The sequence below is a fragment of the Rhizobium sp. CIAT894 genome (genome assembly GCF_000172795.2).
In the GTDB taxonomy this organism is placed as follows: domain Bacteria; phylum Pseudomonadota; class Alphaproteobacteria; order Rhizobiales; family Rhizobiaceae; genus Rhizobium.
On sequence record NZ_CP020948.1, the window covers coordinates 71,785 to 92,441 of the forward strand.

20 protein-coding genes and 5 pseudogenes are annotated in these 20,657 nt (G+C 58.9%); 13 read left to right on the forward strand and 12 right to left on the reverse strand.

The window, feature by feature from the left end:
- The first annotated feature begins 1 nt into the window (after window position 1).
- Window positions 2–280 (forward strand): transposase, encoded by a 279-nt coding sequence (locus RHEC894_RS22010; protein WP_010062560.1) that lies wholly within the window; start codon window positions 2–4, stop codon window positions 278–280.
- Between the two features lie 205 nt (window positions 281–485).
- On the opposite strand, the gene RHEC894_RS22015 is transcribed toward RHEC894_RS22010, so the two are convergent.
- Entirely contained in the window at window positions 486–665 is a 180-nt protein-coding gene (locus RHEC894_RS22015) for a hypothetical protein (RefSeq protein WP_245339530.1), read from the reverse strand.
- A 496-nt stretch (window positions 666–1,161) separates the two neighbouring features.
- Between RHEC894_RS22015 and RHEC894_RS22020 the strand changes: the two genes are divergently transcribed.
- The 3 genes and pseudogenes from RHEC894_RS22020 to RHEC894_RS22035 all read left to right on the forward strand — a co-directional run.
- Complete coding sequence (locus tag RHEC894_RS22020; RefSeq protein WP_085739144.1) at window positions 1,162–1,779, forward strand: outer membrane protein; 618 nt, start codon at window positions 1,162–1,164, stop codon at window positions 1,777–1,779.
- A gap of 240 nt (window positions 1,780–2,019) precedes the next feature.
- Window positions 2,020–2,931 (forward strand): acetamidase/formamidase family protein, encoded by a 912-nt coding sequence (locus tag RHEC894_RS22025; protein ID WP_085739145.1) that lies wholly within the window; start codon window positions 2,020–2,022, stop codon window positions 2,929–2,931.
- Between the two features lie 222 nt (window positions 2,932–3,153).
- A pseudogene (locus RHEC894_RS22035) lies at window positions 3,154–3,692 on the forward strand (transposase); the annotation flags it as partial.
- A 184-nt stretch (window positions 3,693–3,876) separates the two neighbouring features.
- Here the strand turns inward: RHEC894_RS22035 and RHEC894_RS32595 are convergent.
- Window positions 3,877–3,984, reverse strand: a pseudogene (locus RHEC894_RS32595) (hypothetical protein); the annotation flags it as partial.
- A gap of 22 nt (window positions 3,985–4,006) precedes the next feature.
- Between RHEC894_RS32595 and RHEC894_RS22040 the strand changes: the two are divergent.
- A pseudogene (locus tag RHEC894_RS22040) lies at window positions 4,007–4,439 on the forward strand (IS630 family transposase); the annotation flags it as partial.
- 84 nt (window positions 4,440–4,523) lie between these two features.
- On the opposite strand, the gene RHEC894_RS22045 reads toward RHEC894_RS22040, so the two are convergent.
- Genes RHEC894_RS22045 through RHEC894_RS22075 form a run of 7 tightly spaced genes read right to left on the reverse strand, consistent with a single transcriptional unit; the run spans window position 4,524 to window position 10,459 of the window.
- Window positions 4,524–5,402 (reverse strand): glycosyltransferase family 2 protein, encoded by an 879-nt coding sequence (locus RHEC894_RS22045; RefSeq protein WP_085739147.1) that lies wholly within the window; start codon window positions 5,400–5,402, stop codon window positions 4,524–4,526.
- A gap of 45 nt (window positions 5,403–5,447) precedes the next feature.
- Window positions 5,448–6,200 carry a class I SAM-dependent methyltransferase gene (locus RHEC894_RS22050; RefSeq protein WP_085739148.1) on the reverse strand — a complete coding sequence of 251 codons (753 nt, stop codon included), beginning with the start codon at window positions 6,198–6,200 and terminating at the stop codon, window positions 5,448–5,450.
- A gap of 3 nt (window positions 6,201–6,203) precedes the next feature.
- Window positions 6,204–6,647, reverse strand: a complete 444-nt coding sequence (locus tag RHEC894_RS22055; RefSeq protein ID WP_085739149.1) for a GNAT family N-acetyltransferase — start codon at window positions 6,645–6,647, stop codon at window positions 6,204–6,206.
- A complete protein-coding gene (locus RHEC894_RS22060) occupies window positions 6,644–7,615 on the reverse strand; it encodes a hypothetical protein (protein ID WP_085739150.1) in 972 nt (323 codons plus the stop codon). Before RHEC894_RS22060 ends, RHEC894_RS22055 begins: the two co-directional genes overlap by 4 nt.
- Window positions 7,612–8,580, reverse strand: coding sequence for an exo-alpha-sialidase (locus RHEC894_RS22065; protein WP_085739151.1), 969 nt, complete (start codon window positions 8,578–8,580; stop codon window positions 7,612–7,614). Before RHEC894_RS22065 ends, RHEC894_RS22060 begins: the two co-directional genes overlap by 4 nt.
- 56 nt (window positions 8,581–8,636) lie before the next feature.
- A complete protein-coding gene (locus tag RHEC894_RS22070; protein WP_085739152.1) occupies window positions 8,637–9,341 on the reverse strand; it encodes a WbqC family protein in 705 nt (234 codons plus the stop codon).
- Between the two features lie 11 nt (window positions 9,342–9,352).
- Entirely contained in the window at window positions 9,353–10,459 is a 1,107-nt protein-coding gene (locus RHEC894_RS22075; RefSeq protein ID WP_085739153.1) for a DegT/DnrJ/EryC1/StrS family aminotransferase, read from the reverse strand.
- A 106-nt stretch (window positions 10,460–10,565) separates the two neighbouring features.
- On the opposite strand from RHEC894_RS22075, the pseudogene RHEC894_RS22080 reads away from it, so the two are divergent.
- The 3 genes and pseudogenes from RHEC894_RS22080 to RHEC894_RS33920 all read left to right on the forward strand — a co-directional run.
- A pseudogene (locus RHEC894_RS22080) lies at window positions 10,566–11,198 on the forward strand (hypothetical protein); the annotation flags it as partial.
- Window positions 11,199–11,224: 26 nt separating this feature from the next.
- Window positions 11,225–11,347, forward strand: a complete 123-nt coding sequence (locus RHEC894_RS33800; protein WP_281069166.1) for a hypothetical protein — start codon at window positions 11,225–11,227, stop codon at window positions 11,345–11,347.
- Window positions 11,348–11,516: 169 nt separating this feature from the next.
- Window positions 11,517–11,627, forward strand: a pseudogene (locus RHEC894_RS33920) (acetamidase); the annotation flags it as partial.
- 40 nt (window positions 11,628–11,667) lie between these two features.
- On the opposite strand, the gene RHEC894_RS22085 reads toward RHEC894_RS33920, so the two are convergent.
- Together RHEC894_RS22085 and RHEC894_RS22090 are read right to left on the reverse strand one after the other, a co-directional pair.
- The gene (locus RHEC894_RS22085; protein WP_206427936.1) at window positions 11,668–12,570 is read right to left on the reverse strand and encodes a proline iminopeptidase-family hydrolase; all 903 of its coding nucleotides are present in this window, start codon (window positions 12,568–12,570) and stop codon (window positions 11,668–11,670) included.
- 63 nt (window positions 12,571–12,633) lie between these two features.
- Window positions 12,634–13,431, reverse strand: coding sequence for a LuxR family transcriptional regulator (locus tag RHEC894_RS22090; RefSeq protein WP_010066171.1), 798 nt, complete (start codon window positions 13,429–13,431; stop codon window positions 12,634–12,636).
- Window positions 13,432–13,559: 128 nt separating this feature from the next.
- Between RHEC894_RS22090 and RHEC894_RS22095 the strand changes: the two genes are divergently transcribed.
- Genes RHEC894_RS22095 through RHEC894_RS22115 form a run of 5 tightly spaced genes read left to right on the forward strand, consistent with a single transcriptional unit; the run spans window position 13,560 to window position 19,522 of the window.
- Complete coding sequence (locus RHEC894_RS22095; RefSeq protein ID WP_085739155.1) at window positions 13,560–14,450, forward strand: proline iminopeptidase-family hydrolase; 891 nt, start codon at window positions 13,560–13,562, stop codon at window positions 14,448–14,450.
- A gap of 51 nt (window positions 14,451–14,501) precedes the next feature.
- Window positions 14,502–15,440, forward strand: a complete 939-nt coding sequence (locus RHEC894_RS22100; RefSeq protein WP_085739156.1) for an ABC transporter permease — start codon at window positions 14,502–14,504, stop codon at window positions 15,438–15,440.
- Entirely contained in the window at window positions 15,437–16,288 is an 852-nt protein-coding gene (locus tag RHEC894_RS22105; RefSeq protein ID WP_085739157.1) for an ABC transporter permease, read from the forward strand. The genes RHEC894_RS22100 and RHEC894_RS22105 overlap by 4 nt, the downstream gene beginning before the upstream one ends.
- Entirely contained in the window at window positions 16,285–17,988 is a 1,704-nt protein-coding gene (locus RHEC894_RS22110; RefSeq protein ID WP_085739158.1) for an ABC transporter ATP-binding protein, read from the forward strand. Before RHEC894_RS22105 ends, RHEC894_RS22110 begins: the two co-directional genes overlap by 4 nt.
- 19 nt (window positions 17,989–18,007) lie before the next feature.
- Window positions 18,008–19,522 carry an ABC transporter substrate-binding protein gene (locus tag RHEC894_RS22115; protein WP_085739159.1) on the forward strand — a complete coding sequence of 505 codons (1,515 nt, stop codon included), beginning with the start codon at window positions 18,008–18,010 and terminating at the stop codon, window positions 19,520–19,522.
- An 80-nt stretch (window positions 19,523–19,602) separates the two neighbouring features.
- Here the strand turns inward: RHEC894_RS22115 and yghU are convergent, their stop codons facing one another.
- Complete coding sequence (gene yghU / locus RHEC894_RS22120) at window positions 19,603–20,478, reverse strand: glutathione-dependent disulfide-bond oxidoreductase (protein ID WP_085739160.1); 876 nt, start codon at window positions 20,476–20,478, stop codon at window positions 19,603–19,605.
- Window positions 20,479–20,657 lie beyond the last annotated feature (179 nt).

Here is a 20,657-nt window from a genome sequence, read left to right on the forward strand (position 1 = left end):
GATGGGCAAGAGGAAATTCGACGACGACCAGATTACGATCATTCTGAAGGAGCACCAGGCCGGCGTGACGGTGGCAGATGTTTGCCACAAGCACGGCATCAGCGAGCCGACCTTCTATCGGTGGCAATCCCTGCAATTCGGAAGCGCCGGTCTCGAAGCCAGAAGGGTGAGAGCACTGGAGGAAGAGAACCAGAAGCTCAAGAAACTTTTGGCGGAAGCCATGCTCTCCGCGGCCACGCTGAGCGAGATGCTGGCGAAGTCATCGAAAGGGCGAAACTAACCTCTAAGCAGGGGAGGGCGCCATCCTATTCCGGACGAGGGGACCTCACCAAGTGCGGGCAAGGGAATACGGCTCGAAAGGAGCAAGCTCGATCGCTGTGCACTAGGCTCGACGGCAGCCGCAATACTATGGATGGGGGATGTAGAGGTGTTGAACCCGATAGGTTCAAGCTTCCTGCTTCCATTTCTGCAGGTCTCTCGGAGCTCTAAGCTTCCACTTCGCCATAGAGTTGGCCGCACATCGTCAGCGATTTGCGCATTGCGGCGACGCGGTCTTCGGCATCTCTGGAAGAATAGACCCAGATCTCGGTCGCCCAGGTCTTGCCGTCCATATCGTATTGCAGGGCAAACCTGTAGAGCCGGCGGTTGTCAACGTCCGTGGTCACGAAACCGGCATCAGGACCGTCGCGATTGTTTCTGGCTCTGCTGAAACTTAGAACATTCACGACGTGCTCCTCGGGTCCATGGCATTCTCCGGCTCTTGAAAGGGCTGCTCCAAGGCCTAACCAACCCATCGGAAATTCGTTCCGTTCCACCCCTCGGGAAGGGAGATCGCTTCGACGGTCTAAAATGTGCCGCCACGGGATATATAATATACCCTATCGCGCCATTTCTGGCGTAATCAACGTTATGGAACAACAGGAACATATTTAGATTATAATGGCTTGGACTTTTTCCTTGCATGGTTTCCACCGCTGGGTCCCCACTCCTGACGCCGCCCCGCGCGACCCTTCACACTCATGTCCGGGATGCCCGGGCCACAACATATCTCAACATTAAAACGCAAACAGCAACGCCGAGCCGCAGCATAATGCATCGGTCCCGGCTGACTGCCGATTTGCTGAAGCCTTCTCCGATCATCGAAATGACGAGGCACTTTAAATGTACACAAAGACAATTGCGCTGGCCGCCATGGCTTTCTCGGCGGTGCCGGCCTTTGCCGCCGATGTGGTGGTTCAAGATCCCGCTTACGTTCGACAGGGACAGACTCAGTCGGCCTTCGACTGGTCGAGATTTTATCTCGGGCTTCAGGGCGGATATGCCGCTACCCATGCGACCTACCTCGACGGTTCCGAGCAGGACCTTGATGGGGGGTCTACGGGCATTTATGGCGGATATAATTTCCAGCATGGCCCTTTCATTTTCGGTATCGAGAATGACTTCAACTACAACTGGAAGGATAGAAACGACGTTTCCCTCAAATGGGACAGCTCGGCGCGCGGCCGCGTGGGGTATGCCCTGGACCGCACGCTGATCTACGGAACCGGCGGCTTGGCCGCGGCCGGTGGAGAAGTCGACGTGCCGGGAGTTGGCAAGAAGGACGACATCCTGATCGGCTGGACGGCCGGTGGTGGTGTGGAGCACGCCTTAACCGACAATATCATCATGCGAGCCGAATATCGCTATGACGACTTCGGACGCAAGGATTTAGGCGCGGCGCTCGGCGATTTCGAAGTCAATCAGCAAAGGGTAACGCTCGGCACCAGCTTCAAATTCTGAACGTCGATCCGATCAACTCCTGAGACCGGGAATTGCGCCGGAAGCCTGTTCGGTGCGCCAAGATGAGTTGATTTGACAGCCTGCCCATCGGCCGCCGCAATTGCGGCCGAACGGTATTTCGGGCGATTTGTGGATCTTGGCATTGCAGGCAATCTCATCTCTGCTCTAGTCTCGAACTCTCTCCGCCGGGCAGTTCAGCCGCAGGCTCATGACATTCGAAACGAGCGAGAGCCGTATCTCATGACCACTCACCGCTTCATTCCCACGAGCTTTCACAATGTCATCGGCTCCCTTCCGCCGGCTTTGTGCATTGCCGACGGCGATACCGTCGTCACCGAGACGCTCGATGCTGCGGGCCATGACAAGGACGGTATCAAGCGGGCACCCCGCGGCAACCCGATGAACGGCCCGATTTTCGTGGAAGGGGCCGAAGCTGGAGATGCGCTGAAGGTCGAGATCGTCAGCATGATGCCGACCAGGGACACCGGGTTCACCCGCAGCGTCGTCGCCGCCAATGTCGTCGATCCCGAAACTGTCCGCGACCTGCCGCCGCGTGATATCGCCATCTGGGCGATCGACCGTGAGGCTTCGACCGTCCGGCTGTCCGAGCCGGTTGCCGGCCTTGAAGATTTCGTTCTGCCGCTTGCCCCGATGATCGGCTGTTTCGGCGTGGCGCCGAGCCTCGGCCAGGCGATCTCGACCGCGACCAGCGGCGAATATGGCGGCAACATGGACTATCGGCTGTTCGGTCCCGGCACCACGGTTCGCTTTCCGGTCTCGGCTCCCGGCGCCCTGTTCTTTCTCGGCGATTGTCATGCCGTGCAGGGGGATGGGGAGATCGTCGGAACCGGCGTCGAGACCACGTTCGACGTCACGGTACGGCTGACGGTGGAAAAGCAGGCCGGACTGGTCTGGCCGCGCGGGGAAACCGCTGAAGACATCTTCACCATCGGCAACGCCAGGCCCCTCGATCAGGCGCTCCAGCATGCCACCAGCGAAATGCTGACCTGGCTGGCGTCTGATTGCGGCCTGGACAGGACGGCGGCCAGCCATCTGCTCGGCCAGGTCGTGCGTTACGACGTCGGCAACGTCTTTGACCCGGCCTATACGGTGGCTTGCCGCGTCGCCAAGAAATGGCTGGTTCGCCGATAGAGGTCACCAGAACCTACCATTCCTGGCAGGTCTCCTCTCCAGGCGCGCGGCAGTTCGCGCGCGGCGCCGTCCCGGTTCAACAACCGCCCCAAGGCCGCAGCGATCTCAAGTGACGGGTATTCGCGCGGTCTCTCGCCATGGACAATCCGCGAAGGTCCGTGATCCCAGGCTGCCAGCAGAAGGTCGGCGGCCACGCGACCACTTCACCATGACCATTTCGTGGGCTACGAAGACCTCAACGATCATAATGGGTTGCGCCATTATCCGGTGATGGCGACTTTGGTCGGCAAGCTGAAGCCAAGCGCGCCGGCTGCGCTCCGCTGGCCGGCAAGAGCACGCTCAACCGGCTGGAACCGTCGAGCCCGGCGCCGTCGCGCTATCGCAAGATCAGTCATGATCCGCAAGCGATCGAGGCGCGGTTCGTGGAGGCACATAGACAAGCGTCCCAACAGATTACCCCTGATGTCGAGGCCACTGATGATCCGATCCATGGCAACCAGGAAGGCCGCTTCTTCCATGGCTATTACGACAGCTATCCCTATCTGCCGCTCTATATCCTCTGCGGCTGGCACCTGCTCCTCTCCAAGCTCAGGCGCGCAAATATTGGTGCAGTCGAGGCGGTCAAACGGACCGTTGGGCAAATCCGCAGCAACTGGCCGCGGATCCGCATCCTGCTGGGCGCCGACAGCGGGTTCTTCCGCGAGACGCTGATGGCCTGGTGTGAGGCCAACAAGGTCGATTATCTGTTCGGTCTGGCGCGGGCGATGTTGGTGTTTGCGAGGCGTTACGGTGTGGGCTGCGCGGTTTTCGCCATTTGCCGGACGCGCGGCGACGCTGCGGCAAAGGCAGGGCGTAGACTGGGCGGTGTTTTGAACTGAGCGCTGTCTGTTTCGTCAGCGGGGCGTGGCTCGTCGTAACGAATGATGCGCGCTGCCATTCGTCGGCCTATGGATAAGCTGACGCCGTAGCGATCCTGACGCGGCGGACGCTTTTGGTGACGACGGCGCCGATCTTGAGCAGTTTGAGCCGGATGGTGCCGCAACTGGCGCTCGCGAACATGGCGCCGGTCGTCGCGGAACGGCGTACTCATACCTATGTCCGCAACGGCACGACATCGCTGTTCGCCGCGCTCGACATTGCCACTGGGGCGGTGATCGGTCATTGCTACAAGCGTCACCGGGCCACTGAATTCCTCGACTTCCTGCAGCGGATCGACGCCGAAATGCCCAATGGGTCGGACGTGCATCTGATGATGGACAACTATGTGACGCACAAGACGCCGAGGATCAAGGCCTGGCTCGCGCGCCGCCCACACTGGCATGTTCACTTCACGCCAACATCGGTATCCTGGATCAATGAGGTCGAGCGGTGGTTCGCAGAGCTGACGCGAAAGTAGTTGCAGCGCGGCGTACACCGCTCCACCAGCAGAACTGGAAGCCGATATCGACGCCTTCATCGAAACCCACAACGAAAATCCCACCCCATACAAGTGGGTCAAATCCGCCGACTAAATCTTCGCCTCGGTCAAGCGTTTCTGCCAGAAGACAATGAACCGAACTTCAGATTCAGGTGATTAGGGCGTGCACTTTTCTTTACCTCAGTGCTTCTTCAATTTGCGCAATTCTCGCTCCAAGCTGAGGGAACGAATTCTGCCAGTACCGGTAGACATTCAGCAGGTTGCGATATGAGGTAGGCAAGTCGCTTGCCGACAAATAGCCTCTTTCAAACGCAAAATTTAGCACGTCCTCATAGTAGGTGATTGCATAAATGAATTTCCAGTTGACCTCTGGGTTCGACGTGGCGTTCTCGTGGCGCCTGAAATAGGAAAGCGGTGTAGGATGAACGACGAAGTTGCCGAGCTGCGCCAGTTCCACCCAGGCTGACAAATCAATCAAGCCAGGAAAGAGATCGCCTTCCATCTTGTACAATCGGAATCGGCCATCGCTATCAAATGCATCCTCCTTCCGAAATAAAGCCGTTGTATACTCTCCAACTAGATTGACGTGATTGAGAGCCGTCAACCGCAAGAAGTCGTCGCCAGAAACGATCTTGAGGCTATCTCCGGAAGCGTTGAAGTGGTTAATGAAGCCGGTCGTATGATTTTTCCCGTCAATCAAATAACGGGGAGAAAACGAAAGGCGCGTGTTTTTTTCCTTTGTCGACTCCAGCGCCTCTAGCAGGAACTGTATGCAGAAAGGGTGTAGAACGTCGTCATCGAACAAGAATTTGATGTATTCGCCCTTCGCGATTTCCACCAGCCTGCGCACATTGCTCTCGGGACCGGGATTCGGATTGCGGCTGTATTGGACAAACCCGTCATAGTTCCGGCAGATCGCCTGGATTTCATCGGTCGGACAATCATCCGACACCAGAATTTCGACATCGGTGAAGCTTTGAGCTAACGCACTTCGCAGGCACAGTTCGAAATAGTCGGCCTTGTATGCGGGAATACAGATCGATACGCGCGGCATCGGACATCCTTGGGATTCAGAAGTTGCGTTCGGGTAAAGCGCAGCCTATTGCGCTCGGCCGGCTTCACACATGAGAAAGATGCTGGCGCAAAGATCGGGATAGACTTGCCCCAGCTGATAGCAACCCTCCAGATATTCACTGGAAATGATGTCCGTCTGAAGTAAGCGATCCCACTGGAAATTTGCCAGGGCTTTGAAGAAAACGCCGGACCGATGCACAACGTTCAATCCCGCCAACCTTGCATCGCGTTCCAGGGTATCCAGTGAATATGTGATGCGGTGACCATGCTCCGCTTCCGCATTCGTGATTGCGGAATTGTGGCTTATCAAACCCATTTTAACAGCGATCTGGCGGGACGGGGCATTCGCATTCGGGCATACCAGGAAGAGCCTGCCCCCTTCCGATAGCCATTCGTCATTGACGCGCTTCAGCACGCCTACCGGATCGTCCAAATGCTCGAGAACATGTGTCAGCAGGACATTGTCATAGCGCTTGGGGAGCTTCACCTCTTCGAACACATCATTGATAAATGTCAGGCCGTCACCCAGTTCGTTCCTCGCGACGGCTATTGCCTCATCGGAGGCTTCTACGCAGGTGATATCGTCGAAATGAGGAACGATCCTTTTCGTGAAATCGCCCCGGAAACTTCCAAGTTCAAGCAGGCTTCCCGAGCGGAAAAAGGGCATGAAAGACTTCAGCATATAATGATGCATGACGTCAAAATCGAAGTTGTATGCGTAGCGATGATCACTAGCATCCTTGATTTCACTATTATAATCGCGCTTCTTCTCAGCCATCCTCTACCCCAATTCTCGCTTCATTGTCAGCATTGACTGTTCGCTATCCAGCACCACGAACCCATATCTGCGATAGACAGCGACGGCGGCCATGTTTTTCGCCTCGACCTCGAGGCGTATCGTTTCAAACCTCTTCTGCCTGGCCAAAGCGATGCTCCGTTCAAGCAACGCTCCCGCTATCCCCCTGCCGCGCCATTCTTCGAACACACTCAGATTCGTAATGAATGCCGATGTCTGTTGGGGATTGTTGCAATATATGGCCAGAAGCCCGATCAACCTACCGTCAGACCATGCCTCAAAGCGCTCGGCATTGAGCAGGATTTTCAGCGCATAAGCGTCGATGTCCACGCGTGCGCGAAGCCCCTCGGCGAAAACACTTCCGCATTCATTCAAGTGGTAGGCGATGTCGCTTGCCGAAGCGAGGTTGTGGCCCCAATCCGGCGTCATGCAGCGCGTTCCAGTATTGCGGCGCCGAATCCATGCCGGCCAAACTGGTTACCGTTATAGAGGAGGTAAATTGACCCATCCGCCTCAAAGACGTGCGGATAGCACAACATGTCGGAATCCCATTCGCCGTCCGTTCCTTCAATCCCCAATTCAAGGTCATCGCGTGACCAGTTGATCAGATCGTGCGAATAGGCGTGACCGATTTGATAGCCGCGTTTCCTGTTAGTGCGGAAATCCGACGATTGCCGATAGCAGAAGAACATATGATAGCGATCATCGATCCGGATGACGGTCGGCAGAGCTTGGCTCTCGTCGGCGCCAAGCCGATCCGGTATGATCTGCCTGCCTTCCTCCTTCTGCCAATTGATGGCGTCTGGCGAGGTCGCATGACCAATTTTATAAGTGCGATCCGGAGGCGCGCCCGGGGAGTATTCTTTCCACCCAGTCCCGAAAATGTACCACATGTGAAAGAGGCCATCGATGAACTTCACAAAGCCGTCGCCGACCAGGCACGGCTCCTTGAGAGACGCCGATAAGACCGGTCCATCGCCGATCCTCTTGAACGACATCCCGTCGTCGTCACTGAGGGCAAGCCCGATTGCCGTATCGACCGAGACCGCAACCCTTCGATTCCAGCCGCATGTGTAGCCGTAGATCTTCCCTTCGTGTCGCATCACATTCATCGGGAAGATGCCATGCTCGTCAAAGCAACCGAGTTTGCCGAGTTCAATAACCGGCCTGTCAGAAACGCGAATGGCCCGCCCCAGAGTCTTGTCCATATCGACGAAAGCGACATGGCTGAGATATTTGCCGTTCACGTCAGTTGCGCGCGTTGAGAAGTAGATTCGTATAAAGTCATCGAAAACGAGCGCTTGGGGCGACTGCGCAAACTCGACACAGCCTGCGGGCAAATGATGCTGCGTGGGATCAAAGATCTTGCCCAGTTTCTTCCATCGCATCTTGGTCATGCGTCACCAAGCTTTCCGTCGAGAACAGCAAGGCCGAAACCATTGCGCCCGACTTGATTGCCGAGATAGGCCATATAGGTCTTGCCATCCAACTCGAAGACATGCGGGTAGCTAACCATCTCATCATCCCAGCCTGTGTCGGACACCGTCAGCCCCGCTTTGCTATCGTCACGTTGCCAGTTGACCAGATCGTTGCTCGAGGCGTAGCCGATCCGGTATCCTTTTTCCTTGCCGCGATAATTCGTGCTGTGGCGATAGCAGAAGAACATGTGGTAGCGCCCCCCGGCAAAGATCACATCGGGGCTCGCCTGTGCCTCGTCGGTCTCAACGACAGATTCGATCAGATCTCTGTTCGCTTTCGTCCAGTGCAAGCCATCTTCAGAGGTGGCAAGACGGATTTTGTACACAGGCTCCGCACGCCCATCGGCCATGATCCACTTGGAACCAGAGATATAGAACAGGTACCATCGGTCGTTAAAACGCCGAATCTTGGGACCACTCAGGACGAAGGGTTCATCCGGCGAGTACGGCACGACAGGTCCCCTGCCCGCCTTAGAGAAGGTCCGGCCTCCGTCCGTGCTCAAGGCCAATCCTATACCGACGTTGAAAGGCACGGATTCGCATCGCGTCCAGCCGGCATAGTAAGCGCGTATGAGGTCGCCATCCCTCGCGACGGAGATCGGATAAGTACCAAATTGATCGAATTCGCCGAGACTGCCCAATTCCAAGACCGGACGTTCGCTGATCCGCATGACCTTGAACAAGTCAGCCCTATCCACGTCAATATAAGCAGAATGCGAGACATATTGCCCGGCCTGATCCGCTGGTGGGCGGCAGGAAAAATATATTCGGACAAAGTCATCGAAAATCAGCGTTGCAGGCGCTTGGGCAAACTCCTTAAGCCACGGACGATCGGTCACCTCCTGCGGCGTAAAGACCTTGCCTAACTTCTTCCATTTGAACATTGATTCACCGATATTTTCTTCTTAGCAGACCGCCGAAAGGAACCACTCGTCCGCATCTAAGGTTGAATGAGCTCATACTCACCGAGGATATTCTTCTGAATCTCTTCCACCGAGTTGAACATGATGACATCCACAATCGACAGCCAGGGCACGAAATCAGCGCCGAACTGATAATATTCCACGTGCTTCGGCTTGATGAATTTCAGTTCTATACCACGCGTAGCAAACGCATCTTGAGAGTAAAGTTCCATACCCCCTATCGCATTCACATAGACCTTCGCGCCCGCTTTGTCGCAAAGCGCCAAAACCTTTTCCTGGGACTTGAGATCGTGATTTATCGCTATTTCAGAGGAGACGGCGAAGTCTGTCCCGATTGCAAGGTAGCCGCAGATTTCCCTGATTGAGTTGAAAATATAGGAAAAAAGATTGTTGTCCGAGAAGCCTATCGCCTGCTCGAGCACAGGGAAAGCATTGGCAAAAAATGGCGCGCGTCGATAAGCGCCTTGAAGTTGGTTCAGCAGCTTGTTGCGGTCGAAGTCTGGCGACAGGCTGCGTTCGCACACGTCCAAACTATCCGGCGCGGCCTTCAGCGGCAGAGAGAATGTGGCGTCCCGGCCGTCGCGCAACATGCGGTTTCGGTTAATCCAACCCTTTTTTGTGTATTTGATATTGTCGTAGACGATGAATTTATCGACCGCACTGATCAGCTGAAAGTAGCCAATGTAAGGAAAGAAATACGGCTGCATAATAGCCAGTTTCATTTCATCTACCCCTAAGAAGCAATGATCGCGCAGACCTTGTCGACGACCTCCATTTCCATGTCGGGATAGATGGGAAGGCAGAGCACCTGCAGAGCGGCTTCGGTTGCGACCGGCAGATTCGCAGGCTGCGCGGAAGGCAGGCTGCGGTACATCGAAAAGCTTGAGATCAGCGGATAGAAATAACGGCGCGGATGAATGCCGTTTTCCTTCAGAAGCTCATAGAGCTCATCGCGCGATATGGGATAGCCAGGGCGTACGAGGATCGGGAAATAAGAGAAGTTGGAGACGGTCTCGCCGGAACGTTGCAGGCATTCTATGCCGGCGACGCCGCGCAGACGCTCGCGGTATGCGGCGTCGATGAGCCCACGCCTTTCAAGGGCGAAGTTGATGTACTTCAGCTGCAACAGCCCGAGCGCAGCATTGAATTCGCTCATCTTGCCGTTCGTGCCTGGCGCCACCACGGTCACTTCATCGACGTAACCGAAGTTCTTCAGCTGGTCGATTCGGGTCTTCGTCTTGACATCAGGGCAGATGATGGCCCCGCCTTCGAATGTGTTGAAGACCTTCGTCGCGTGGAAGCTCAGGATGGAAAGGTCACCGTGATTGAGAATGCTTCCTCGTTCGTCTTCCACGCCAAAGGCATGGGCGGCGTCATAGATGACCTTGAGATTGTAGAGATCGGCGATCTTTTGGATCGAATCAACGTCGCAAGGGTGGCCGTAGCAATGCACCGGCATGATCGCCGTCGTCTGCTGCGTGATCGCCGCCTCGATCTTCGCTGGATCGAGATTGAGCGTCACCGGGTCGATGTCGACGAAAACGGGTTTTAAGCCGTTCCAGAGAAGCGAATGCGAAGTGGCCACGAAGGAATAGGGCGTGGTAATGACTTCGCCCGTGACGCGGAGCGCCTGAAGCGCCGTCAGCAGCGCAACGGTGGCGTTCGAAAACAGGCTGATGTGCTTCACGCCGAGATGGCTGCAGAGCTCCTGCTCCAGTTGCTCGTGGAATGGCCCGCCATTGGTCAGGATGCGATTGTTCCAGATCGCTTCCAGCGAAGGAATGAATTCTTCGAGCGGCGGCAGGCTGGGCTTCGTTACATAGATCTTTTCGTTTTTCATGACGCCGTCCGGAGTTGGGCCCTATTACGGAATGGAGCCTGGTGCGAACATCACGGCTTAACCTGTTCCCAGGCTGACTAGACTTAGACTATAGACTAGCCCCGGGGACCGGGACCGGCTGGAGGGCGGCCGCCATGCAGCGTGGCCAGATCACCGAGGCATTACGCGCGCCGAGTTTTGCCGAGGCCGAACGACGTCTGGCCGATGTCGATGCCGATGCCGTCGAGCGCGATGCGATGGGGCTTGGCGCCCGGATCGAGGATCTGACTGAGCGGGCGAAGCTTCTCTATTCCGACGTGTTGCTCGCGAAGCAGAAGCTCGAGGCCGTCGGCGGGGACGATGCGGTGGCCCGGGTCGAAGCCAAGCGCCGAATCATCGATCATCGGCGGCAACTATTCCGGCCTGACGACCCAGGCCGACCGCGACAGGGAAATCCTGATCGGCGTATCACGTAATAGCGGCTCGAAGCTTGCGGACGCGATGTCGACGGGCATGCAATTCCAGCTCTATCTCGCGCTTCGGCTGGCGGGCTATGAGGAATTCGCAGCCCTTCGCCCGCCCGTGCCCTTCGTCGCCGACGACATTATGGAAAGCTTCGACAATCTCGTTCCGAAGAGGTTTTCCGTCTGCTCGGCGACATGGCAAAGGTCGGACAGGTCATCTACCTCACCCATCACTGCATCTCTGCGAGATTGCGCGGCAGGTTGTTCCGAACGTGACCATCCACCAACTGCCATGACTGGCCGCAAAGAAATGGAGAGCCTTGTGGCCGTTGATCCTGATCTCGAAGGACGGATTTCCGGCATTTACCTCGTCCGCAATCTGGACAAGCCGGTTCGCGTCTCGGGCGAGCCGGATGCAAGGGCTGCCGGCTTCCGCTCTTACTGACAAAAATCAATTGTTTGAATTGTTTCCAACGACGGCATCGACGTCGGTATATCTGGAGTGGCGGCGGATATTGGCTTCGCAGATAATCTCGGATCTAGTCTCGAACTCTCTCCGCCGGGCAGTTCAGCCGCAGGCTCATGACATTCGAAACGAGCGAGAGCCGTATCTCATGACCACTCACCGCTTCATTCCCACGAGCTTTCACAATGTCATCGGCTCCCTTCCGCCGGCTTTGCGCATTGCCGACGGCGATACCGTTGTCACCGAGACACTCGATGCTGCGCTGGCGATCGATGATCGTCATGGGCCGGCGCGCGTTCTCAATCGTGCCGTGACAGGAAAGTGGAAACGGTCGCCAGGCAAAGCGGCTTTTCCTCCACATGCGGCATGTGGCTGGAATTTTCGAACAGTACCCATTCGCAGCCGGGAACCCGTTCGAGGTAGGGCCTGACCACCAGGGGCGTCGCCTCGTCGTATTTTCCCGAGATCAGCAGCGTCGGGGCTTCGATGCGGTCGAGCCTGTTCTCGATCGTCCAGTCCTTCATCGTGCCGATGACGTGAAATTCGGTCGGGCCGTTCATGTTGCGGTAAACGGTATTGTCCTCGTCCATGATCGCGAAGGTCCGCGCCACTTCAGCCGGCCACGGCGCCACGCGGCAGACGTGGCGGTCATAAAAGACGCGTGACGCGGCGATATAGTCGGGGTCGGTCAGGCTTCCTGCCAGCTCATGCTTCAGCAGCGTGTCCTGCACGTCCTTCGGCAGTTCCTGCCGCAGCCGGTTCGCCTCCGAAACCCAGGTGTGCATGTTGGCCGGCGAGTTGGCGATGACAAGCGCCTTCAGGCCCGGCGGCCGGCGCACCGCATGTTCGGCGCCGAGCATGCCGCCCCAGGACTGGCCGAGGAAGGCATAACGATTCTGAATGCCGAGATGGGCAAGCAGCGCGTCCAGCTCTTCGAGAAACAGGCCGACCGTCCAGAAATCCGGCCCCTTTTCCGGAAGCCGGGTGGAATTGCCGTTGCCGAGCTGGTCGTAATGGATGACCGGGCGGCCGTCGAGCGCGGCGATATCCTTGAAGGAGTCGACATAGTCATGCGTGCAGCCGGGCCCGCCATGGGCGACGACGAGGGGCAGCTTGCCGCTCGTCAGCGAACCGGTAATGCGATACCAGGTGCGATAGTCGCGAAAGGGCAAATAGGCTTCGTTGGTCACGATTTCGGCCACCGGCGTCTCCATCTCTTGGCATCTCGAAAACCAATAACGCGGCGGCAGCGGCGAAGGCAGCTATCACAAGTTATAGGGTGGCCAGGCATGGCTCGGGCGGTCTTCGAGCAGGCGGTAATGGGTGGCGCGCACCACGGCCTGGGTGCGGTTGCGGGCGCCGAGTTTCTTTGCCGCGGCGTTCAGGTGCATGACGACGGTCGGCACCGAACGGCCGATGATACGGGAGATTTCCTTGGCGGAATAACCTTCCGCCGAATGGCGCAGGCACTCACGTTCGCGCTCGGTCAGGCGCACCGTGCCGACACTCTTCGCCGTCTTGTCGAAAAGCGAATAAGCCGTCTCGTGGAAGACATGGGCGAGCAGGTTGAAGTCGGCAATATAACGCAGCGCATACCGTTCGAAATCGTCATTCCGGCCGAAGCGGATGCCGGTGACCGTCGCATAGTCGCCGCGCGGCATATGGACCGGCACCGTGACGCCGGTCGACATGTCGCGTTCGTTGAGGTAGCGCGCCACGGGGGCCGTATCGTCGCTCATGAAGCGCTTGATCAGCGTGTCGGCATCGGTGTCGTAATTCCAGAAGAACGGCGCCGTGCTGCGCAGCGCCACCTGCTGCACCGGATCGATACGGAAATAGCCGTGATTGAACCAGTAGTCGTGCATGTCGTCGGAGATGTTCCGGAGCTTCAGCAGCGACGGGATCATGATCGCGCCGTCGAGGTCGTAGGGCACCGGCGTATAGTCGTAGATCAGCGCCTCGAAGCCGATCTGCTTCATCGCCTCGAAGGCCTGGTCGATCCGGCCGTCCAGCGTCTCATGCGCCGTAAACTGGCGCCTGATCGTTCCGATGTCGTCAAGCATGGGCGGCTCCCGGTTCGGCGTGGCGCCCCACCCTATCACTTCTTATAGCTGGCACGGAACGCGATTTACGGTAAAAAATTAACCACGCCCAAATATTGAGCAAGGGATATTTTCTGCTGGAGCAATCAATGTGGCGTGAAATGCAGCCGGACGCGCGATTCGAGATCGATGCCGATGGCTACCGCGTCGTTGCCTATAGCTTCGGCACCGGCGACGAGACGGTCTTCTGCCTGAACGGCGGACCGGGTCTGCCTTGCGACTACCTGCGCGAGGCCCATTCCTGCCTGGTCGACAAGGGCTACCGCGTCGTCGCCTTCGACCAGCTCGGCACCGGCGCCTCCGACCGGCCGGACGATCTCTCGCTCTGGACAATCGGCCGCTATGTCGAGGAGACCGAGACGGTGCGCAAGGCGCTGGGGCTCGGCAAGGTCCACATGCTCGGTCATTCCTGGGGCGGATGGCTGGCGATCGATTACGCGCTGACCTATCCCGAAAACCTCGAGACGCTGATCCTCGAGGATACGGTCGCCGACATGCCGCATCTGATCTCGGAACTGGAACGGCTGCGCGCAGCGCTCGGTCCCGAAACCGTCTCGATGATGCAGAAGCACGAGGCGCAAGGCACCTACGATCACCCGGAATATCTCGCCGCTGTCACCATCCTCAACTACCGCCATGTCTGCCGTCTGCCGGAATGGCCGGCGCCGGTGCGCCGCTCGCTCGACGACTGGAACATGGCGCCCTACGCGACGATGCAGGGACCGAACGAGTTTCTCTACATCGGCAACCTCAAGGACTGGAACCGCATTCCCGATCTTCCGCGGCTGACGCTGCCGGTGCTCATCACCACCGGAGAGCATGACGAGCTGACGCCGGCCTGCGCGCTCAGGATGAAGCTTGCGCTGCCGAATGCCGAGCTCAAGGTATTTGCCAATGCCAGCCACATGCCGTTCTATGAAAACCCGCAGGATTATTATCCCGCGCTTCTCGATTTTCTCGCCCGGAACAAGGCACACTGATGCAGGACAAAGCGGAGCGAAGCCGACGAGAACAGAGGGGCGATCGCCGTCATGCATCGCTATAAATTCGTTCTGACACGGCCGCTGCAATTCCTGCCGGTCGTCTTCGGCATCAGCGTCATCACCTTCATTCTGGTCCGGTTGATCCCCGGCGATCCGGCGCGCAACATCCTCGGCACGCGCGCCACACCAGCTGCCCTTGCCAGCATCCGCGCCCAATACGGCCTCGATCAGCCGATGTGGGTGCAATATGTCTATTTCCTCAAAAACCTCGCCAATGGCGAGATGGGCAAGTCGATCCTCTACAAGATCGATGTGCTGAAGCTGATCGTCACCCGCATCGAGCCGACGCTTGCTCTCGTCGCCGCGAGTGTCGTGCTGTCGGTGCTGATCGCGGTGCCGATGGCGGCGATCGCTGCGCGCAATGCCGGCCGGGCGCCGGATCATGCGGTGCGCATCGTCTCGACCTTCGGCATCGGCTTCCCGCCCTTCTGGCTGGGGCTGATGCTGATTATCCTGTTCAGCGTCGAACTCGGCGTGCTGCCGGTTTCCGGCTATGGCGCCACACTCGGCGAAAAACTCGCGCATCTCGTGCTGCCGAGCCTGACGGTGGCGCTGTCGCTCTCGACCGTGCTGACGCGCAGCCTGCGGGCGGCGATGATCGAAGCGCTGAAATCGGATGTCGCGACTGCGGCCCGCGCGCGCGGCATGCCCGAAAGCATCGTCTTCTGGCGGCACGTATTGCCGAATTCCCTGGTGCCGACGATCAACCTGCTTGCCGTCAACATCGGCTGGCTGATCGGCGGCACGGTGGTGGTCGAGACCGTCTTTGCGCTGCCAGGCATGGGGCAGCTGCTCGTCAGGGCGATCTTCTCGCGCGACTATATGGTGGTCCAGGGCGTCGCCATGGTCTTTGCCTGCGCCACCGTGCTCATCAACTTCATCGCCGACATCGTCACCGTCGTCGTCGATCCGAGGGTGAAGCTATGAGCATCGAGGCGATCGTCCCCGCATCTCCAGGCTGGCGCCGGTTCTTCGGCCGGCGGCTGATGCTTGCGCTCAGTGCCGGCCTGCTGCTGTTCTTCGTCCTGCTGGCGATCGGTGCGCCCGTTATCGCGCCCTACGAGCCGATCATGCAGAATGCCGAGGTGCGCCTGCAGGCGCCTTCGTTGCTGCATCCCTTCGGCACCGACAATTTCGGCCGCGATATTCTCTCCCGCGTCATCTGGGGTGCGCGTCTCGACCTGCAGATGGCGCTGATCGGCGTCATCTTCCCCTTCCTGATCGGAACGACGGTCGGCACCATTGCCGGCTTCTTCGGCGGCATCGTCGATGCGCTGTTCATGCGCCTCGTCGATATCATTCTCGCTTTTCCCTTCCTGGTGCTGATGCTGTCGATCATCGCAATCCTCGGCCCGGGACTCGGCAGCTTCTATATCGCCATGGCGCTGGTCGGCTGGGTTTCCTATGCGCGGTTGATCCGGGCGCAGATGCTGGTGCTCAAGGGCAGCGATTACGCGGTTGCCGCCGTCAGCCTCGGCTTCAGCCGCAGGCGCATCATGTTCCGGCATTTGTTGCCGAACGCGATTGCCGGCTCGATCGTCTTTTCCATGTCCGATGCGACGCTGGTGCTGCTCAGCGGTGCTGCCGTCAGCTATCTCGGCCTCGGCGTTCAGCCGCCGATCGCCGAATGGGGCGTCATGGTCGCCGAGGGCCAGAGCTTCATCACCACAGCCTGGTGGATCACGCTGTTTCCCGGCCTCTCCATCGTCTGCCTGGCCTTCGGCTTCAGCATGCTGGGCGATGCGCTCGGCGAATTGCTCGGGGTGCATGAATGAGCGGCTCCGTGCTCTCCGTCCGCGATCTCACAGTCAAGGCGTATGTCGATTCCGGCCCGCGCACGCTCATCGATGCGATCTCGCTTGACCTCGGCAAGGGCGAGATCCTCGGTCTCGTCGGCGAAAGCGGCTCGGGCAAGAGCCTGTTCTGCCGTTCTCTGGTGCGCCTGCTGCCCTCCTCGCTGCTGAAGATCGAAAGCGGTAGCGTACTTCTCGAAGGGCTCGACCTCATGCGGGTCGACGATGGCGAGATGCTGAAAGTACGCGGCGGCGAGATCGGCATGATCTTCCAGAACCCCACCAGCCATCTCGATCCGGTGATGTGCATCGGCGACCAGATCGCCGAGGGCATCCGCTATCATCAGAGGCTCGGTGCTCGCGAGGCCCGCGCGGCAGCGACGGACATCCTGGCGCAGGTCGGCTTTCCCGATCCGAAGCGTCAGTATGACGGCTATCCGCACGAATTTTCCGGCGGCATGCGGCAGCGGGCGATGATCGGTGTGGCCCTTTCCTGCAATCCGAAAATCCTGATCGCCGACGAGCCGACCACGGCACTCGACGTGACCATCCAGGCGCAGATCCTGCGGCTGTTGATCGATATTCGTGACCAGCGCGGCCTGTCGATCCTTCTGATCACCCACGATCTCGGCATCGTCGCCCAGACCTGCGACCGCATCGCGGTGCTGCGCGGCGGCAAGCTCATCGAAGAGGGGCCGAAGCGGGCAATCCTGGCGCGGCCGCAGCATCCCTATACGATCAACCTGATCAACAGCCACCCTTCCCTGCCGGGCGAGATAGCCGCACCGCCGCTCGAACATGCCGAGGCGGGCCAGCCGGCGAAGCCATTGCTCGAAATCGACGACCTGCATGTGCGCTTCAGGGCCGGCGGCAGTCTGCTCAAGGGTGGCGGCAAGACGGTCAGCGCCGTTGCCGGCGTCAGCCTGCAGATCATGCCGGGCGAGACGGTCGGCATCGTCGGCGAATCCGGCAGCGGCAAGAGCACGCTTGCCCGCGCCGTGCTCGGCCTCACGCCGCTTTCCTCGGGTCACGTCACCTTCGACGGCGTCGATCTTACGCTGCAGAAAAGCGCGGGTCTTGCAAAGCTCAGGCGCGAAACGGCGATGGTGTTCCAAGACCCTTATAATGCGCTCAATCCACGGCTGACGATCGGCCAGATGCTGGCCGAGGTGCTGAAGGTACAGGGCAAAGTCGCCAAGGCCGATATTCCGGCGCGCATCGACGCGCTGCTCGATCTCGTCGGTCTCGAACGCGAATTTGCCGGCCGCAAACCGCGCAGCATGAGCGGCGGCCAGTGCCAGCGGGCCGGCATCGCCCGCGCGCTCGCCGTCGATCCGAAGCTGATCATCGCCGACGAATGCGTCGCAGCCCTCGACGTCACCATTCAGGCGCAGATCATCGAACTCTTTCGCGAACTGACGGCGAAGATGAACCTCACGCTGATCTTCATCGCTCACGATCTGGCGATCGTCCGCAATCTCTGCGAACGCGTCGTGGTGATGTATCGCGGCGAGATCGTCGAGCAAGGCCGCTCCGAAGAGGTCTTCGCGCGGCCGAAACATGCCTATACGGCGGCGCTGATCGCCGCCATTCCCGACATCGATCCTGACAAGCCGCTGCTGCAGGGCATCGGCGACAATCCGCAATCGATGCCGATCCAGCCCATCAAACGCGTGCCATAACCACAAAGGGAACGAATTCATGACAAACAGGTGGAAATCAATCGGGCTCGCAGCCTTGCTCGCCGGCCTGACGCTCAGTGCAAGCTATGCCGAGGCGGCCGGCGTGCTCACCATCGGCCGCCGCGAGGATTCGACGACGTTCGATCCGATCAAGACTGCCCAGAACATCGACAACTGGGTGTTCTCCAACGTCTACGACGTGCTGATCCGCGTCGACAAGACAGGCACGAAACTGGAGCCGGGCCTTGCCGAAAGCTGGACCACATCGGATGACGGGCTGACCTACACATTCAAGATCCGCGACGCGAAATTCTCCGACGGTTCGCCGCTGACGGCGGAAGACGCGGCCTACAGCCTGCTGCGCATCCGCGATGACGCCGCCTCGCTTTGGAGCGATTCCTACAAGGTGATCGACACGGCGGTGGCGACCGATGCGCACACGCTGACGATCAAACTCAAGAACCCATCCGCGCCGTTCCTTTCGACGCTGGCGCTGCCGAATGCCTCCGTCATCTCCAAAAAAGGCATGGAAACGCTTGGCGCAGACGCCTATGGCGAAAAACCGATCGCATCCGGCGCCTTCACGGTCGACGAATGGCGGCGCGGCGATCGTGTCATCCTGAAGAAGAACCCGAACTTCTGGCAGGCCGATCGCGTCAAGCTCGACGGCGTCGAGTGGATCTCGGTGCCCGACGACAATACCCGCATGCTGAACGTTCAGGCCGGCGCGCTCGATACGGCGATTTTCGTGCCCTTCTCCCGCGTCGAGGAGCTGAAGAAGGATCCGAACCTCAATGTCGATATCGACGCCTCGACGCGCGAGGATCATCTGCTGATCAACCACGCGCATGGCGCGCTCGCCAAGAAGGAAGTCCGCCAGGCGCTGGATCTGGCGATCGACAAGAAGGCGATCGTCGATACCGTCACCTTCGGCCAGGGCACGGTCGCCAATTCCTATATTCCGAAGGGTGCGCTGTACTATTACGCCGATAATCTGCAGCGGCCTTATGATCCGGCGAAGGCAAAGGAGCTGCTGGCCGCCGCCGGTGCCTCCGACCTGACGCTGAACTACCTGGTCCGCGCCGGCGACGAAGTCGACGAGCAGACGGCCGTGCTGGTCCAGCAGCAGCTGCAGAAGGCCGGCATCACCGCCAATCTGCAGAAGGTCGATCCGAGCCAGGAATGGGACATGATCGTTGCCGGCGATTACGACGTGTCGGTGAACTACTGGACCAACGACATTCTCGATCCGGACCAGAAGACCACCTTCGTGCTCGGCCACGATTCCAACAACAATTATGCGACCAACTACAAGAACGAGGCGGTGAAGGAATTGGTCGCCAAGGCGCGTCTCGAACTCGATCCGAAAAAGCGCGAAGAGATGTATGTCGACCTGCAGAAGATGGCCAAGGACGACGTCAACTGGATCGACCTCTATTACAGCCCCTATATCAACGTCTCGCGCAAGAATATCGAGAACTTCTACCAGAACCCGCTCGGCCGCTTCTTCCTGGAAGACACGGTGAAGAACTGAGTTCCGGCAGTTCGTAAGTGCTCCGTCGCCGTAAGGGCGGCGGAGCCTGATTTTGCTGCGGACAAGTCGCGGATGCTCGCTTACTCGGCAGCCGCCAGCTTGTCCTGCGTTCTCGTTTCGAAGTCGCTGGCGTCGTGACGTTCATGCAGCTGGCTCGACGGCTCGCCGGAGAGGCGGTTGACCATCCGTCCGCGTTGCACGGCTGGCCGGCTGTGGACAGCGTCGGCCCAGCGCAGCACGTTCTTATAGTCCTCGACCTGCAGGAACTCGGCCGCTCCGTAGGTCCAGCCCTTCACCAGGCCGCCATACCACGGCCAGACAGCGATGTCGGCGATCGTATATTGGCTGCCTGCCAGATACTCGCTTTCAGCAAGGCGACGATCGAGCACGTCGAGCTGACGTTTCACCTCCATGGCGAAGCGGTCGATCGCATATTCGATTTTGACAGGCGCGTAAGCGTAGAAATGGCCGAAGCCGCCGCCGAGATAGGGTGCGCTTCCCATCTGCCAGAACAGCCAGGAGAGGCATTCGGCGCGTTCGGCCGGTTCGGTCGGCAGGAAGGCGCCGAACTTTTCGGCGAGATAGGTCAGGATGGCGCCGGACTCGAAGACACGGATCGGCTTCGGACCGCTGCGGTCCATCAGCGCCGGGATTTTCGAGTTGGGATTGACGGCAACGAAGCCGCTGCCGAACTGGTCGCCATCGCCGATTTTGATCAACCAGGCGTCATATTCCGCGCCGCTATGACCGAGCGCCAGCAGCTCTTCTAGCATGATGGTGACCTTCTGGCCGTTCGGCGTGCCGAGCGAATAGAGCTGCAGCGGATGGTGGCCGATCGGAAGCTCCTTGTCATGCGTCGGCCCTGCGATCGGGCGGTTGATGCTGGCGAATTGGCCGCCGTTCGCCTTGTTCCAGGTCCAGACCTTCGGGGGTGTATAGTCGGCAGAACCGCTCATCTTTCAAAACTCCTGGGATTGGTCGGATAGAGCACGGCGCCCGGTCGGGTGCCGCATTTTTCCTGACATAGCAGAGGCGATGCGGTTTGTCAGAGCTGTCGGGACGGCTTCACACAATCGTCAGAGCCGGCCAGGGATCAGATTCACGTCGTGAAGACTGGGCTTTGTTATGTACCAAA

Coding starts and splice junctions, on each gene's coding strand:
- RHEC894_RS22010 (WP_010062560.1), top strand. CDS start 2: ATGGGCAAGAGGAAATTCGACGACGACCAGATTACGATCATTCTGAAG.
- RHEC894_RS22020 (WP_085739144.1), top strand. CDS start 1,162: ATGTACACAAAGACAATTGCGCTGGCCGCCATGGCTTTCTCGGCGGTG.
- RHEC894_RS22025 (WP_085739145.1), top strand. CDS start 2,020: ATGACCACTCACCGCTTCATTCCCACGAGCTTTCACAATGTCATCGGC.
- RHEC894_RS22045 (WP_085739147.1), bottom strand. CDS start 5,402: ATGCCGCGCGTATCGATCTGTATTCCCGCATACAAGGCCGACTATTTC.
- RHEC894_RS22050 (WP_085739148.1), bottom strand. CDS start 6,200: ATGGCTGAGAAGAAGCGCGATTATAATAGTGAAATCAAGGATGCTAGT.
- RHEC894_RS22055 (WP_085739149.1), bottom strand. CDS start 6,647: ATGACGCCGGATTGGGGCCACAACCTCGCTTCGGCAAGCGACATCGCC.
- RHEC894_RS22060 (WP_085739150.1), bottom strand. CDS start 7,615: ATGACCAAGATGCGATGGAAGAAACTGGGCAAGATCTTTGATCCCACG.
- RHEC894_RS22065 (WP_085739151.1), bottom strand. CDS start 8,580: ATGTTCAAATGGAAGAAGTTAGGCAAGGTCTTTACGCCGCAGGAGGTG.
- RHEC894_RS22070 (WP_085739152.1), bottom strand. CDS start 9,341: ATGAAACTGGCTATTATGCAGCCGTATTTCTTTCCTTACATTGGCTAC.
- RHEC894_RS22075 (WP_085739153.1), bottom strand. CDS start 10,459: ATGAAAAACGAAAAGATCTATGTAACGAAGCCCAGCCTGCCGCCGCTC.
- RHEC894_RS22090 (WP_010066171.1), bottom strand. CDS start 13,431: ATGCTTGACGACATCGGAACGATCAGGCGCCAGTTTACGGCGCATGAG.
- RHEC894_RS22095 (WP_085739155.1), top strand. CDS start 13,560: ATGTGGCGTGAAATGCAGCCGGACGCGCGATTCGAGATCGATGCCGAT.
- RHEC894_RS22100 (WP_085739156.1), top strand. CDS start 14,502: ATGCATCGCTATAAATTCGTTCTGACACGGCCGCTGCAATTCCTGCCG.
- RHEC894_RS22105 (WP_085739157.1), top strand. CDS start 15,437: ATGAGCATCGAGGCGATCGTCCCCGCATCTCCAGGCTGGCGCCGGTTC.
- RHEC894_RS22110 (WP_085739158.1), top strand. CDS start 16,285: ATGAGCGGCTCCGTGCTCTCCGTCCGCGATCTCACAGTCAAGGCGTAT.
- RHEC894_RS22115 (WP_085739159.1), top strand. CDS start 18,008: ATGACAAACAGGTGGAAATCAATCGGGCTCGCAGCCTTGCTCGCCGGC.
- yghU (WP_085739160.1), bottom strand. CDS start 20,478: ATGAGCGGTTCTGCCGACTATACACCCCCGAAGGTCTGGACCTGGAAC.